Origin of the sequence: Wolbachia endosymbiont (group B) of Eucosma cana (genome assembly GCF_947250645.1) — a bacterium.
Lineage (GTDB): Bacteria > Pseudomonadota > Alphaproteobacteria > Rickettsiales > Anaplasmataceae > Wolbachia.
Window position 1 is genome coordinate 977,302 of record NZ_OX366334.1, and the last position, 13,241, is coordinate 990,542.

Annotated in this window: 11 protein-coding genes and 1 pseudogene; 3 read left to right on the forward strand and 9 right to left on the reverse strand. The window is 34.6% G+C overall.

The window, feature by feature from the left end:
• Nucleotides 1–28: 28 nt before the first annotated feature.
• Entirely contained in the window at nt 29–1,165 is a 1,137-nt protein-coding gene (locus OOK99_RS04840; RefSeq protein WP_319803427.1) for a hypothetical protein, read from the forward strand.
• 3 nt (nt 1,166–1,168) lie between these two features.
• Here OOK99_RS04840 and OOK99_RS04845 read toward each other — a convergent pair whose 3' ends face one another.
• The 6 genes and pseudogenes from OOK99_RS04845 to OOK99_RS04870 all read right to left on the reverse strand — a co-directional run bounded on the left by OOK99_RS04845 (nt 1,169) and on the right by OOK99_RS04870 (nt 6,291).
• Nucleotides 1,169–1,957 carry a succinate dehydrogenase iron-sulfur subunit gene (locus OOK99_RS04845; RefSeq protein ID WP_006014752.1) on the reverse strand — a complete coding sequence of 263 codons (789 nt, stop codon included), beginning with the start codon at nt 1,955–1,957 and terminating at the stop codon, nt 1,169–1,171.
• 54 nt (nt 1,958–2,011) lie between these two features.
• Nucleotides 2,012–2,470, reverse strand: coding sequence for an rRNA maturation RNase YbeY (gene ybeY / locus OOK99_RS04850; protein WP_007302008.1), 459 nt, complete (start codon nt 2,468–2,470; stop codon nt 2,012–2,014).
• Entirely contained in the window at nt 2,464–2,862 is a 399-nt protein-coding gene (locus OOK99_RS04855; RefSeq protein ID WP_264336848.1) for an EVE domain-containing protein, read from the reverse strand. The genes ybeY and OOK99_RS04855 overlap by 7 nt, the downstream gene beginning before the upstream one ends.
• Nucleotides 2,862–4,046, reverse strand: a complete 1,185-nt coding sequence (gene ftsZ, locus OOK99_RS04860) for a cell division protein FtsZ (RefSeq protein WP_264330441.1) — start codon at nt 4,044–4,046, stop codon at nt 2,862–2,864. Before ftsZ ends, OOK99_RS04855 begins: the two co-directional genes overlap by 1 nt.
• A 226-nt stretch (nt 4,047–4,272) precedes the next feature.
• Nucleotides 4,273–4,710, reverse strand: coding sequence for a hypothetical protein (locus tag OOK99_RS04865; RefSeq protein ID WP_264719570.1), 438 nt, complete (start codon nt 4,708–4,710; stop codon nt 4,273–4,275).
• A gap of 77 nt (nt 4,711–4,787) precedes the next feature.
• Nucleotides 4,788–6,291 (reverse strand): annotated as a pseudogene (locus OOK99_RS04870) (YifB family Mg chelatase-like AAA ATPase).
• Between the two features lie 120 nt (nt 6,292–6,411).
• On the opposite strand from OOK99_RS04870, the gene OOK99_RS04875 reads away from it, so the two are divergent.
• Nucleotides 6,412–7,248 carry a polysaccharide deacetylase family protein gene (locus OOK99_RS04875; RefSeq protein ID WP_264719572.1) on the forward strand — a complete coding sequence of 279 codons (837 nt, stop codon included), beginning with the start codon at nt 6,412–6,414 and terminating at the stop codon, nt 7,246–7,248.
• Nucleotides 7,203–8,759 (forward strand): penicillin-binding transpeptidase domain-containing protein, encoded by a 1,557-nt coding sequence (locus OOK99_RS04880; protein ID WP_139686890.1) that lies wholly within the window; start codon nt 7,203–7,205, stop codon nt 8,757–8,759. Before OOK99_RS04875 ends, OOK99_RS04880 begins: the two co-directional genes overlap by 46 nt.
• A gap of 99 nt (nt 8,760–8,858) precedes the next feature.
• Here OOK99_RS04880 and lon read toward each other — a convergent pair whose 3' ends face one another.
• Genes lon through clpP form a run of 3 tightly spaced genes read right to left on the reverse strand, consistent with a single transcriptional unit; the run spans nt 8,859 to nt 13,234 of the window.
• Nucleotides 8,859–11,315 carry an endopeptidase La gene (gene lon / locus OOK99_RS04885; protein ID WP_264719573.1) on the reverse strand — a complete coding sequence of 819 codons (2,457 nt, stop codon included), beginning with the start codon at nt 11,313–11,315 and terminating at the stop codon, nt 8,859–8,861.
• 15 nt (nt 11,316–11,330) lie between these two features.
• Nucleotides 11,331–12,608 carry an ATP-dependent Clp protease ATP-binding subunit ClpX gene (clpX, locus tag OOK99_RS04890; protein WP_010406852.1) on the reverse strand — a complete coding sequence of 426 codons (1,278 nt, stop codon included), beginning with the start codon at nt 12,606–12,608 and terminating at the stop codon, nt 11,331–11,333.
• Entirely contained in the window at nt 12,608–13,234 is a 627-nt protein-coding gene (clpP, locus tag OOK99_RS04895) for an ATP-dependent Clp endopeptidase proteolytic subunit ClpP (RefSeq protein WP_108784694.1), read from the reverse strand. Before clpP ends, clpX begins: the two co-directional genes overlap by 1 nt.
• Nucleotides 13,235–13,241: the final 7 nt, after the last annotated feature.

A 13,241-nucleotide genomic window follows, 5' to 3' on the forward strand; every position in this document is an offset into this window, starting at 1 on the left:
TAAATTTTTATATTTGTTTTAGAATGCTATGTTTTTTTTGTATGAAATAGTTTTACTACTAATTCTAGTATTCTTCTTTTTCTCATATTCTAAATTAAAAATTAGTAATAAAATTAAGGACTTACAACATCAAAATGTTATCATAAATAATTTAATAGATACTGTAAATGATGGATTTTATATTTGGGACGCAAAAAAACGTATAGAAAAATTTTCTCCCAATTTACTAATTTTGCTTAATACTGTTTTTTATTCATTTAATGAGTTTGTAAATTTTTTTGAGCAATCAGAAAGCTTAATTAAAAGTTTTGCTGAGGCAAAGGAAATAAATAAATCTTTTACTCTAGATTTAAAGTCAAAAGACAGTGAGGTTTATTGCACATGTTATGGTAAAAGCATAATAGATTATTCTAATAATGTGATTGGTGTGTTGTTGTGGATAAGGAATATCTCCGATTATAAGATAAAAGCTAATGAACTTGAGTTAGAAAATAGTAAGCTTATGCGAGAATTGGAGAACTATAAAAAAATTTTTGACTCTTTACCATTTCCAATACTGAAGCACAATAAGAATAAAAAAGTAAGGTTTTATAACTTATTTTATGATAAATATATAGGCAGCTCTAAAAAATTTACTGTTGCGAGTGGCTCCTATAACGTAAAACCAGGAGAGTGTATAATAACTTACAAGAACGAACCTAAGGTTTTTAATTTTGTTGAAGTTCCAATGCAAAATTCTAATAGCATAGTAATGTATGGAAAAGATATTAGTGATGAAAAAAAATTACATACTGAGCTAAGCAATTGTTTAGCTGCACAAGAAAGTTTGCTTGAGAAACTATCGATTGCTGTAGCGATATATAGTAAGAATCAAAAGCTAAAATTTTATAATAATGCTTTTATAAAAACTTTTCAGTTTGATCCAAAATTTTTGGAGTCTTATCCAACTTATCACGAGATTATGCTTCACCTATTTGAATCTAAAAAGCTTTTAGGAAAAAATGATTTTCAAACTATTAATAATCAAAGACATGAGTTGTTCAAAAGATTACTGGAATCATATGGTGAAACAATACATTTCATGAACGGAAGAACGTTTAGAGTATTAACAATACCCTATGCTTCAGAGGGTCTACTATTTTCTTACGAAGAGTGCCAGAAATAACACTCAAATTCCTCCTCTCTCTACCATAAGCTGTTTTACTTTCGCTATCGCTTTTGCTGGGTTAAGACCTTTCGGGCAGGTTTTTGTACAATTCATTATTGTATGACAACGATACAACTTAAATGGGTCGTTTAAAGAAGCAAGTCTTTCTTCTTTCTTATTATCACGACTGTCAGCAATCCATCTATAAGCTTGCAGTAATATCGCTGGCCCTAAAAATTTATCACCATTCCACCAATAGCTTGGGCAACCAGTCGAACAGCAAGCACATAGTATACAATCAGACAGACCATCCAATTTTTTTCTATCTTCAGGAGATTGAAAGTATTCTTTATTTTGTAAGGCAGATTTATCTGTTTGTAACCAAGGTTTAATCGATTTGTATTGCTCATAAAATTGGCTTAGATCTGGAACTAGATCCTTTACTATATACATATGAGGTAGTGGATATATTTTTACTTCACCTTTTATATCATGTATAGATTTAGTGCATGCGAGAGTGTTGGTACCATCAATATTCATTGCACAAGATCCGCATATTCCTTCTCTGCAAGAGCGTCTAAAAGTTAAGGTTGAATCTATTTCATCCTTTATTTTTATTAATGCATCAAGTACCATAGGGCCACAATTATCCATATCGATAAAAAATGTGTCTATTCTTGGATTTTTATCATCATCAGCAGACCAACGATAAATTTGAAATCTTCTAATATTTTTTGCTCCAGTAGGAGTAGGATAAACCTTGCCCTTTTTATTAACTTTAGAATTTTTTGGTAAAGAAAACTGAACCATATTGCTTACCTTTTACAGCTAAAACCCCTTTTTTGTAAATAACATATTTTGGTATTATCTACCATACTTTTCCTTTTCAAATTCAAGCAAAGCTAAAATCTTGCTCTCTAAACTTTTCATTATAATTTCTTCATCTTCTTTTTGATGATCATAGCCAAGTAAATGCAGCAATCCATGAACTAACATGTGTGCAGTGTGAGTGAGGATAGATATACAGTACTCATGAGACTCTCTTTCTATTGTATCTACTGCAATTGCTATGTCTCCTAGATCACATTCACTAGATAACTGTTCGCATGGAAATGATAGTACATTAGTTGGCTTATCTATTTCTCTAAACTTAAGATTAAGTTGATGTAGCAAGTTATCATCAGCGAGAGCTATTGATATATTTGGTTTATAATGATCTATTTTTAATTCTTTTAGAGAAGCATTAATAATATTTAATACAAAACTCTGTGGGTCCTTCGTAATACTATGCCACCTCTTATCAAGAATGCTCACTTCTAACATTCGCTCATCCTTATTATTTCATTCCACTCAGTCTCTAAAACCGGAGAAACTGATAAACGTGATTGTTTTAATATAACCATATTTTTTAAAAGTGGGTTTTGTTTTATACTACTTAACGTGACTTGATTATTTAAAGGTTTTAAAAGCTTTACATTCACTAGTCCAAATTTAGAATTATAAACATGATAATACTCCTTTAATACTTCAACTATTCCAAGTATAACTCTCTCTTTACCTGTATGATAAAAAAATGCAAGATCGCCTAATTTCATAGCTCTCATGTAATTTTGAGCTTGATAATTGCATACACCATTCCACTGCGTCACCTGCTCCTTTTCCATTTTTTGCCACGAGTATTCACTTGGCTCTGACTTTAGTAGCCAAAATTGCATTATTTTTTTCTTCTTAAATAAGCTGGTATATCATAAACATTGCTGCCCCACTTAACTCTTTCATTTGTTTGCTCAGTTGAAGCATATTCTTTTGTTTCTGATATTGGAATTTGATTATAAGGCCATTTAAAATTTTTTTCCTCTGCTGGGATCTTGTTTTGATTAACAGATGAATTGTTGTTACAGCTATCAATGCCAGTTGCAAGAACAGAAACTCTAACTCTTCCCTCCATCGCCTGATCAAAAGTAGCACCAAATATTATATTTGCATTTTCATCCACTTCTTCACGTACTCTATTGGCTGCAGCATCAACTTCAAATAAAGTCATATCTCCACCACCAGTAATATTAATCAATATTCCTTGTGCACCTTTCATTGATACATTATCAAGTAATGGATTAGATATCGCAGCCTCTGCAGCACTAATTGCCCTATCTTCTCCTTCTGCCTCTCCAGTACCAATCATTGCTTTACCCATCTCACTCATTACTGTTTCTATATCAGCAAAATCAAGATTAATCAGTCCTGGCATGATCATCAAATCAGTTACTCCTCTTATGCCAATATGCAGAACATTATCGGCGAGTTGAAATGCGTCAGCAAATGTAGTTTTCTCGTTAGCAATTCTAAATAAATTTTGATTGGGAATGACAATAAGTGTATCTACGTATTTTTGCAACTCTTCAAGTCCAAGCTCTGCAATGCGCATACGTCGCACACCTTCAAAACCGAACGGCTTAGTTACAACTCCAACAGTCAGTATCTTTTTTTCTTTTGCTCCTTTATCTTTAACTACCGCTCTTGCTTCTCTTGCTGCTTTTGCAATTACCGGTGCAGCACCTGTTCCAGTACCACCACCCATACCTGCTGTGATAAAGAGCATATGGCTATCTTTTATATGCTCCATAATCTCATCAATTGATTCTTCTGCTGCACCTTTACCAACATCAGGCAAAGCACCAGCACCAAGGCCCTTAGTTAAGTTAATACCAAGTTGAATTTTTTTATCACATAACGACTTCTCTAACGCTTGAGCATCGGTATTTGCTACAACAAAATTTACCCCTTGCAAATTGGATTGGATCATGTTGTTTACAGCATTTCCACCAGCACCACCCACTCCCACAACGGTAATTCTTGGGTGTAATATAGGTAACTCTGGTAGACTAAGGTCAATTGACATTCAAATTACTCAAATATTAGTGAATTCACTTGATAACAAGTTACTGCTTTTTTAACAATATGCAAACATTTTTCGTTTTGATATATACAAATAGTAAACAAGATTTACTTATTCTTAACATTAATAGATGTAATGATTATAGATTTTCAGATCATACTGCTTAAGATGCAAAAAAAAAATTGTAAAAAAGGGATAGGCTTCTATCCCTTTTTATTGAAAACTGCTACTAGCTTTTCGCAGTTCCTTTTTGTACCCCAAGTACTTGTCTGATCTCGTCTAATTGGGTTCCTGGTTCTTCACCATTAAGCAATTTACCTGCTTCCTCAATTTGATTTGCCTTACTACTGTTCATATATGCATACACAGGTGCAGTTATTAAAGCTGCTACTGCAGCAAGAACTACCAAACTAGCAACAAGTGGATGAGCAACTGCAAATGCAGACATTGCAGTAATAGCAGGACTAACAAGTGTTGCAGCTTTTGTTCCAACTTTACCAACAAAAGTTGCATAAGCTGGGCTTAAGAGATAAGCAGCTGTAAGCGAGGCTACTGCTGCAATTGCTACAAAAGTAGCAGCTGTTTTATACGGGTGTTTTGTTACAAAACCATAACCCTGATTATAAACTTCTTTAACTTTACCTTTCATTGTTTCTACTGTCGGCATAACTCTACTCCAAAAATATTAAAATTTCACTAAGGGTAGTATATGGCAAAAAAAAGTTTCCTGTCAAGTAAATTAACTTATTTATACATTCTTATTCTGTAATTTAGTGCTTCTGCAATATGTGCTCTTTTTATTTCCTCACTTTTCGCAAGATCTGCAATGGTTCTTGCAACTCTTAATATGCGTATGTAGCCTCGATTGGAAATGTAATTTTCTTTCAGTACGTATTTTAGTAATTCTAATCCTTCCTCGTCTGGCTTAGTTAATGCTTCACCACTTACTTCTGCATTACAATAAATATTCAATTTACTATAACGCTCAGCTTGAATTTTCCTCGCTGCTATCACTCTTTTTCTAATATTTTCAGTGCTTTCTCCTTCTGAAGAAATTTCAGGAGAGAGTATACTAACGTTTGGCATTTCAATGCATATGTCTATTCTATCAAGCAAAGGTCCTGATATTTTATTTCTATAATCTGTGCCGCATTTTGGAGCTTTGTTGCACGATCTACTTGCATCACCTAAGTAACCGCACCTGCAGGGATTCATTGCAGCTATAAGTTGAAAATTAGCTGGATAAGGTAATGTGAGCATTTGCCCTTGCGATAGTGACTTTTCTATCTTCAAGTGGTTGGCGTAGAGAATCAAGCACAAGCCTTGGAAATTCAGGTAGCTCGTCAAGAAATAACACACCATTGTGAGCCATGGTAATTTCCCCAGGCTTTGCATTTTTTCCTCCTCCTATCATCGCTGACATCGAGCATGAGTGATGAGGTTCACGAAAGGGACGAGTTACTTTAAATGTTTCGTTACCGGCTTTTGTTATGCTAGAGATGATATTAACATCAATCATCTCTTGTTCAGTCAAATCGGGTAATAGCCCTATAAATCGCTTAGCAAGCATTGACTTTCCAGTACCAGGAGGTCCAACAAGAAGCATATTGTGTCCACCTGCTGCTGCAATTTCAGCTGCTCTTTTTGCAACAACTTGACCTTTAATATCCTTTATATCTGGAACTGAATTTTTTTCTTTGGGTGCAGCGCTATAGTTAAAAGTTACCGGCTGAATTAACTGCTCACCCTTAAAATGTCTGATAATATCGGTTAATTTCTCTATAGCTAGAATAGAAACATTCTTTACCCATGAAGCTTCTACTCCATTTCCCCTTGGGCAAATTACTCCTTTATTTGCCTGTTTTGCATTGATTGCTGTTGGAAGTACTCCTGAGATTGGTATGACTCTGCTGTCTAGTGCAAGCTCGCCCATAATTATATAAGACTGAACTTTTTCAACTGGTATCACATTCATTACAACAAGTAATCCAACAGCAATAGCTAAGTCATAATGACTACCTTCTTTAAGCAAATCCGCAGGGGAAAGATTAACTGTGATTCTTTTTGGAGGTAACAGAAGATTGATTGAATTTAACGCTGCTCTGATACGCTCTCTGGATTCTGCAACAGTTTTATCCGGCAGTCCAACAATATTAAAAGCTGGAATACCATTTGCCATGTGAATTTGTGCATTAACATTTACTGTGCTGGTTCCCTGAAGTGCAACGGTATTTATATTTGCAATCATACTATATTATATAAAGTTATTAATATAATATATTGACAAAGTAACGAAGTAAACAGTAGCTGTTAAAAGTGGTTTAATTTAGCAAAAAAGTGTAGTACTCTATCACTTTGCTGATTATATATGTTTATAAGAATAATCGCTTTTCTTTTGCTATATTCAAGCGCAGTTTTCTGTAGTGATTGTAACTTTAACTTACCGTATCGTGGGCTCAATTGTGATTTGGATCTATCATATAAAAATTTAAGTAATATAAAGAAATTATTGAATAACAACGATAAGTTCGTTGCGCTTACGTTTGATGATGGTCCATCTTATAATAGATCGGGAGATATTATTAATATTCTGGAGAGCAATAAAACAAAAGCGACATTTTTTTTGCTTGGTGAACGCATAAATAAAAAAACATCTAAAATAGTAGAAAAGATCCATCAAGCAGGTCATGAATTAGGTAATCATTCTTGGTCGCATAGGAAGTTGACATCACTTTCAAGTGAGGAGCAATTGCAAGAACTGGAAAAGACAAATGTGGCAATTAAAAATGCAACAGAACAGAATGTAAAATGGTTTCGCCCACCATATGGATGTCATAACGATAATTTGATCGAAAATACTAATCGATTAAATATGTATTCCATATTATGGACAGTCGATTCTCTGGATTGGCAAGGTGATAAATCAGAGATTTTGGTTGAAAGAGTTTTAAGCAATGTACATAATGGAGCGATTATATTGTTCCATGATCACGATAACAAATCAAATACAGTTGAAGCTTTACCTCAGATTATTGAAATAATAAAAAAATCGGGTTATGAGCTTGTTACCTTAAGTGATTGGGAAAAGAGGATTTGTGATGTGGTGAAAGCTAGAAATATGCCAATAAAAGGAGAAGGAGTGCGTTCTAAAGGAATTCTATGTGGACAAAAAACAAGGTCTTCAACCGTAGGTCATTCATATTAGGTGGTATTCAGCTTACTATTTCTGCTATTTTTAGTTATAGGTTGTATACTTTACAAGTACGAGATAGACAAAAATATGAAGTGCTATCCAATAATAATAGGATAAAAGTTGTTACTATTGTGCCTAAACGAGGCAGGATTTTGGATAGGAATAGCGTTGAACTCGCAGTAAACAAAATTTCGTATATTGTTTTGTTTGATGGGCAAAAAAACTTTACTAGGGAAGTTGACTTGCAGATGTTATCGGAAATTAAACCTGATGCGATAAAATCATCAGAAAGAAGAATAACTGCTCTTTATAAACGTTACTACCCATTTGGTTCGATATGTTCTCATATAATCGGATACACGAAAAGACAGCAAGGCATAAACGAAGCAGGGGTTAGTGGCATTGAATATACATATGATGATATATTAAAAGGCAGGACAGGCAAGTCTGAGCAGGAAATAAATTCTAAGAAGCGTATCATGAGAGAGTTGTCTAGCATACCTCAACAAGACGGACAAGATGTACAGCTGACAATTGATGTTGATTTACAGAAAAAAATCGCAGAGATATTTAAAGACCACCAAGGTTCCACAGTGGTAATTGATGTAAATAACGGAGAAATTTTAGCATTGTATAACTCACCTTCTTACGATAATAATCTTTTCACTAGCAGATTATCAAATGAAACTTGGGAAAGTTTAAATATTCCTTCGTTACCGCTTGTAAACCGTGCATTATCATATCAAATTCCACCTGGTTCAATATTTAAAATAATAGATGCGCTTGCGGGTTTAAAAGATGGAATAATAACACCAGAAGAAAAGTTCTCGTGTAGGGGCTATATGAAAATAGGTGAACGAAAATTTCGTTGCCTAAAAAGCAAAGTCCATGGATATGTATCTTTAAACGAAGCAATGGCCTTCTCATGCAACACTTACTTTTATAATATAGGAAAAAAAATAAATGTAGATTCTCTACTAGAAATGGCTAGCAAATTTGGTATAGGAAGTGGACCATTAATTGGAATGTTTAAGGAAGAAGCTCCGGGATTGTTGCCTGACATGAATTGGCGTGCACGCAAGCTATATTCAGAGTGGTATTTAGGTGATACCATTAACTTAGTTATAGGACAAGGGTATTTACTTACAACGCCATTACAGCTTGCGGTTCTTGCAGCGAGGGTTGCAACAGGAAAGGAGGTAATTCCCCACATTGAGATGAGTAAATCAGGGCAAGACTTTCTTGATATTGATGTGAATCATGAGCATCTTAGTGTGGTTCGAAAAGCTATGTTTGACGTGGTGAATTCTAACTATAGAAAAGGACTAGGCAGTATACAAATTGCTGGCAAAACCGGTACACCAGAGATAAACTCTAAAGGTGAAAGTCATAAATTGTTTATCGCTTATGGCCCCTACCATGATCCGCGCTATGCAATCTCAGTGTTTATAGAACATGGTAAAACTCCACGCCAAGATGTTGCAATTGCTAGTGAGATATTGCAATATATGCTTGAAAAATGAACTTATGAAATTGCCATATATGTTACTTGTAATTTATATATTCAAATCAGAGCTTTGAGGTTAAAAAAAAGAAACGAAAATTGCATAAACCTTTTCAATTTAGTGCTTTAATGTTTCTGATGAAGGGAAGGTATTATCCTTATTTTCTATGGAGCTAGACACACTAATTTCGTTATTATCATCAATTGAAGTAATAGGGTGCATCAAAGCAACTTTTATAACTTCATCAATATTCTCAGCAAAAATTACATTGATTTCTTCTTTTATATTTGCAGGAATCTCTTGCATATCTTTCTCATTTTCACTTGGTATAATCACAGTTTTGATTGATCCTCTTAGCGCAGCAAGCAATTTTTCTCTCAAACCCCCAATAGCCAACACTCTACCACGCAATGTTACTTCACCTGTCATAGCAACACTTTTGTTAACTGGTATATTTGTCATAAGAGAAACAATAGATGTACATACTGCACTGCCAGCAGAGGGACCATCTTTTGGCACAGCACCCTCAGGTACATGCAAATGTATATCATTATTTTGAAATTTTTCGGGTTTTATACCGAAAAATAAACAATTTGATCGCACATAACTATACGCAGCTTTTATAGACTCTTGCATAACCTCTCCAAGCTTTCCTGTGTATTTTATTTCCCCCTTGCCCGGAATTAGGACTGACTCTATCATTAAAATATCACCACCTGTTTCAGTATAGGCGAGACCAGTTACTACCCCTACCAAACTCTCATTTTCTGCAATGCCAAAGGTATACTTACGTACCCCTAGGTAATCTTGTAAATTACCAACCTCTACGGATATTTTCTTATTTTTATCAGTTAATATTGCTTTAACTGCTTTTCTCATGAGCTTTGCAAGTTCCCTTTCCATGCTTCGCACGCCGCTCTCACGTGTATATAAACGTATCAACTCGTATAATGCTTCATTAGTTATTTTCCACTCCTTCTGATGCAAACCATGCTCTTTTTTTAATTTTGGAATAAGGTGATGCGTAGCAATACTGATCTTCTCATCTTCGCTATATCCAGATAATTGTATAATTTCCATCCTATCACGCAAAGGATGTGGCAAATTTAAGCTGTTTGCCGTAGCTACAAACATTACACTTGAAAGATCAAATTCAACTTCCAAGTAATGATCCGTAAAGTGTTTATTGTGCTCAGTATCCAAAACCTCAAGTAATGCAGATGCAGGATCACCACGCGAATCAGAACCCATCTTATCTATTTCATCAAGCAGAAAAAGCGGGTTGCATGAATTAGCTTTTTTCATGTGTTGAATGATTTTACCAGGCATTGAGCCAATATAAGTTTTTCTGTGTCCTCGTATTTCAGACTCATCACGTATACCACCAAGAGATATGCGAACAAAATCTCTTCCTACTGCTTTTGCCATAGACTTAGCTAAAGAAGTTTTACCAACACCAGGTGGTCCAACTAAGCAAAGTATAGGACCCTTTATCTCTTTTACTCTCTTTAATACTGCTAAAAATTCTATTATTCTATCTTTTACTTTCTCTATGCCATAATGATTTTCATCTAAGATTTTTTTAGCCGCATTTAAGTTAATTTTTGCATCTTTGTACTTTCCCCATGGCAAATCAAGCAACCAATGCAAGTAACTAGATATAACTGTTGCTTCAGGAGAAATGGGATTCATTTTCTTATATCTCTTTAAGTCAGTTATGGCTTTCTTTTTTGCTTCCTCAGAAAGCTTTGTTTCATTTATCTTTTTTTCAAATTCATTGAGTATATTCCCTTCATCTCCATTTTCAAACTCACCTAATTCTTTCTGTATAGCTTTTAATTGCTCATTAAGGTAGTAAACTTTTTGAGTACTTTCAACCTGTGATTTAATTGTCTTATACAAGCGGTTTTGTGCACTCAAAATACTTATTTCTCTCTCAATAAGAGCAAAAACTTTTTTTAAACGCTCTTTTGGGTTATAAACTTCAAGTATGTTTTGCTTATCTGATACCTTTATATTTAAGTGCGAAGCTATCATATCTACAATTTGATTAACCTCTTTAACTTGATCAATGGGGTCAATAATAATCTCGGGTCGACTTTTCTTGCTTAGTTTACACCAATTGTCGAATGCATCTATAACAGAACGCCTTAAAGCTTCTAAATCAATATTATCTTCATTTTCTCCATACTCATAATGACCATCTAACGCTACTCTGGCCTGTAACAAAGTGTGAGAGCTAATATATTCTATAACTCTTCCCCTTCTTACCCCATGAATCATGACTTTTACTGCATTGTCAGGCAGTTTTATTAATGGTTGTATAATGTTTGCTAACACGCCTACTTCATAAAGATTCTCTGGCTCTGGATTATCAATAGAACCATCTTTTTGTGCTATGAGAAAAATCTCGTTTTGGTGACTACTGCTACTTATTGCATACTCTAGTGCATGAACAGATTTTTCTCTACCTACGAATAAAGGCAACATTATATTTGGAAAAATTACTACATCTCTTAGAGGTAATACTGGTAATACAGTAGAATTAAAGTTTACAGCACGTCCAATACTCATAATATATGCCTCAAATTAATCATTAACCGTTATAACACTACCCTTATTATTATGATTAATCGTCGCTTTGCCTAATTCTACCATTTTCTTAGTAACCGTTATAGTGCTACCTTCAAAACCTCCGTTGCCGGATATATACATAACATCAAGTAAAAGTGACTCTAAGATAGCACGTAACATCCTTGCACCTGTTTTATAGCTTATAGCTTTTTTAGCAATAGCTGATATTGCTTCATCTGAAAACTCAAGGTTTACTTTACTAAATGCAAGCAATGCTTTATATTGTTTTACTAGCGCATTTCTTGGCTCTGTCAACACATGTATTAAATCCTCGTGATCCAGCTCATCTAGAACAGCAGTTATTGGAACCCGTCCTACAAATTCGGGTATCAAACCGAATTTGATTAAGTCCTCAGGTTGAGCATCGCGTAAAGCATTTTTTTTCTTTTGTGCTTTAGACTGACTTATATCTGCTCCAAAGCCAACTGATGTTCCCTTTTTTCTTGCCTCAATAATTTTATTTAGGCCTTCAAAAGCTCCTCCACAAATAAATAGTATGTTACTAGTGTCTACTTGTATAAACTCTTGTTGCGGGTGTTTTCGCCCTCCTTGTGGAGGAACATAAGCAACCGTACCTTCCATGATTTTTAGTAGAGCTTGTTGGACCCCTTCACCTGAAACATCACGGGTTATTGAAGCGCTTTCAGACTTTCTTGTGATCTTGTCTATTTCATCGATAAACACTATACCATGCTGTGCCTTTGCAACATCATAATTTGCAGCTTGTAATAGACGTGACAACACGCTTTCTACATCATCACCTACATAACCTGCCTCAGTCAAAGTTGTCGCATCGGCCATAGCAAATGGCACATCTGAAACTTTAGCAAGTGTTTTTGCTAGCAAAGTCTTACCAGAACCAGTAGGGCCAATAAGCATTATATTTGACTTCTCAATTTCAATATCACTTATAGAATGAAGTTGCACCATGGATTGACAATGGTTATACATAGCCACAGATAAAACGTGTTGCGCATGTTCCTGACCTACAACATGCTTACTAAGAAAATTTTTTATATCTTCAGGTTTCTTTAGTAATAGCTTCATATCAGATATATGATCTGAATTAAAAGCTCTCTCTTTCTTTTGACTTATTGCTTTATGGGATAACTCTATGCATTCATTACAAATGAACACCTTTAAACCATCTGAAGAGTTAGTAATCAATTTATCTACTTCGTTTTGTGCCTTGTTACAAAAAGAACAGTAGTGTAAATCATTATTGTTATCCATTAAACTACCTTTTGTTTAACTTTAATATTTTCAATCTTCATATCTTTACGCTCAGCTATTACTCTGTCAATTAAGCCAATTTTCATTGCTTCTTCAGGATCCATGAATTTATCTCTTTCCATCATTCCTTCAATTTTCTTTAGTGAATTTCCAGTATGTTTTTCATAAATTTGATTTAGTTTTTTCTTAACTCGCAAAATTTCATTAGCATGTATCTCTATGTCAGTTGCTTGACCTTGATAACCACCAGATGGCTGATGTATCATAATTCTTGAATGAGGTAGCGAGTAACGTTTACCCTCCGCACCAGCTGTAAGCAACAAAGAACCCATAGATGCAGCTTGACCTATACACAAAGTTGAAACGTCTGGATTTATATACTGCATTGTATCGTAGATCGACAAACCAGCAGTTACAACACCACCTGGTGAGTTAATATACATACAAATGTCTTTATCGGGATTTTCCGATTCTAAAAATAAAAGCTGTGCTACTATTACGCTGGCCATGTTGTCTTCAATAGGGCCAGTTACGAAAATTATTCTTTCTTTTACTAGCCTTGAATATATGTCATAAGCCCGCTCACCGCGACTAGTTTGTTCAACTACAATTGGTATAAGAGTCATACCTTTT

Excerpts from the sequence above, each read along its gene's own strand:
- OOK99_RS04880 (WP_139686890.1), top strand. The coding sequence starts at position 7,203 with ATGTGGACAAAAAACAAGGTCTTCAACCGTAGGTCATTCATATTAGGT.
- lon (WP_264719573.1), bottom strand. The coding sequence starts at position 11,315 with ATGAGTATTGGACGTGCTGTAAACTTTAATTCTACTGTATTACCAGTA.
- ftsZ (WP_264330441.1), bottom strand. The coding sequence starts at position 4,046 with ATGTCAATTGACCTTAGTCTACCAGAGTTACCTATATTACACCCAAGA.
- clpX (WP_010406852.1), bottom strand. The coding sequence starts at position 12,608 with ATGGATAACAATAATGATTTACACTACTGTTCTTTTTGTAACAAGGCA.
- clpP (WP_108784694.1), bottom strand. The coding sequence starts at position 13,234 with ATGACTCTTATACCAATTGTAGTTGAACAAACTAGTCGCGGTGAGCGG.
- OOK99_RS04840 (WP_319803427.1), top strand. The coding sequence starts at position 29 with ATGTTTTTTTTGTATGAAATAGTTTTACTACTAATTCTAGTATTCTTC.
- OOK99_RS04855 (WP_264336848.1), bottom strand. The coding sequence starts at position 2,862 with ATGCAATTTTGGCTACTAAAGTCAGAGCCAAGTGAATACTCGTGGCAA.
- OOK99_RS04875 (WP_264719572.1), top strand. The coding sequence starts at position 6,412 with ATGTTTATAAGAATAATCGCTTTTCTTTTGCTATATTCAAGCGCAGTT.
- ybeY (WP_007302008.1), bottom strand. The coding sequence starts at position 2,470 with ATGTTAGAAGTGAGCATTCTTGATAAGAGGTGGCATAGTATTACGAAG.
- OOK99_RS04865 (WP_264719570.1), bottom strand. The coding sequence starts at position 4,710 with ATGCCGACAGTAGAAACAATGAAAGGTAAAGTTAAAGAAGTTTATAAT.
- OOK99_RS04845 (WP_006014752.1), bottom strand. The coding sequence starts at position 1,957 with ATGGTTCAGTTTTCTTTACCAAAAAATTCTAAAGTTAATAAAAAGGGC.